Here is a 1451-nt window from a genome sequence, read left to right as displayed (position 1 = left end):
TCGACGACCAGGTCAAGATCCGCGGCTTCCGCATCGAACTCGGCGAGATCGAAGCCGTACTGGGGCGTTTTGCGGGGCTGGCGCAGGTCGCGGTCATAGCTCGTGAGGACCAGCCGGGCGACAAACGGCTCGTGGCCTACGTGGTTGCCCAGGCCGGCACCGACACAGTGGACACAGAGGCGCTGCGTGCGCATGCGGCCGGCCTGCTGCCGGAGTACATGGTTCCCACCGCGTTCATGGTGCTCGACCAGCTCCCGCTGACCACCAACGGCAAGGTCGACCACCGCGCCCTGCCCGCCCCCGACCTGCCCGCCGCCGGAACCGGGCGCGGTCCGCGGACCCCACAGGAGGAGATCCTGTGCGGCCTGTTCGCCGAGGTCCTGGGCGTGCCCACCGTCGGAATCGACGACAACTTCTTCGAACTCGGCGGGCACTCCCTCCTCGCCACCCGCCTCATCAGCCGCGTCCGTTCGACCCTGGGGGTCGAACTCCCAGTACGCACCCTCTTCGAAACCCCCACCATCGCCACCCTTGTCCGGCAGCTGGACCGGACGCCGGGCAGCTCTTCCGCGGACTCGTTGGGGGTCCTGCTGCCCCTGCGCGCCGAAGGGGATCTCGACCCGCTGTTCTGTATCCATCCGGCGATCGGACTCAGTTGGGCGTACTCCGGCCTCTTGCGCCATTTGGACCGTCAGCAGCCTCTTTACGGCCTGCAGGCCCGTAAGTTCAGCGAGCCGGACGCCGCGGCACCTGGGCTGGAGGAGATGGTCGAGGACTACCTGAACGAGATCCGAAAAGTCCAGCCTTCCGGTCCGTACTCCCTCCTGGGCTGGTCCTTCGGGGGCATCGTGGCTCACGCCGTCGCGGTCCGCCTGCAGGAGGAAGGTGAGGAAGTCGCTCTGCTCGCCATGATGGACAGTTACCTGCCCACTGACGGCTGGGAGGGTGAGCGGCTGTCGTACGACAGCCCGGAGGTACTGAGTGCCATCGCCGAGTCCATCGGGCATGACCCGACATCGCCTGAAAGCCCTCTCGCTGGGCTTGGCGCGGATGAGTTCTCGGCTCTGGTCGAAGTCTTCGTGGATATCGCCAACTTGAGTGATCACATCAGTGTCGGCAAGTTCATGGGCGACATACTGTTCTTTGCCGCGGCTGCCGACAAGGCGGGCAGTGAACTCGCTCCCGATGTCTGGTCTCCGCATACGAACGGACGCGTTGAAGTACACGCCATCGACTGCGTGCACGGGGCTATGACCCAGCCCGGCCCGCTGTCCGAAATAGGACAGATATTGGCTGCAAGGTTGGCCGGTAGCGCGGGAAAACAAGGCAAGGCCTGACCTCCCTCCTGTCCCGTCCGGGGTGCTCTCTCTGTCTCACCGCAGCTATCCAAGAATCCGTTCTCAGGAGAATCGTTGAAAGTCATCAGCAAAGAGAAGGCGACCCAGCCGCAC

Annotated in this window: 1 protein-coding gene; it reads left to right on the top strand. The window is 65.0% G+C overall.

Features of this window, described 5'->3' with window-relative positions; genetic code table 11:
• Positions 1-1337 (top strand): thioesterase domain-containing protein (locus tag ACWC0C_RS48335; RefSeq protein WP_450871548.1); only part of this gene is annotated, 1337 nt, incomplete at its 5' end.
• Positions 1338-1451 lie beyond the last annotated feature (114 nt).

It is taken from the genome of Streptomyces sp. NPDC001709 (assembly GCF_053596375.1).
This window is presented reverse-complemented; position numbering and strand designations above follow the sequence as displayed.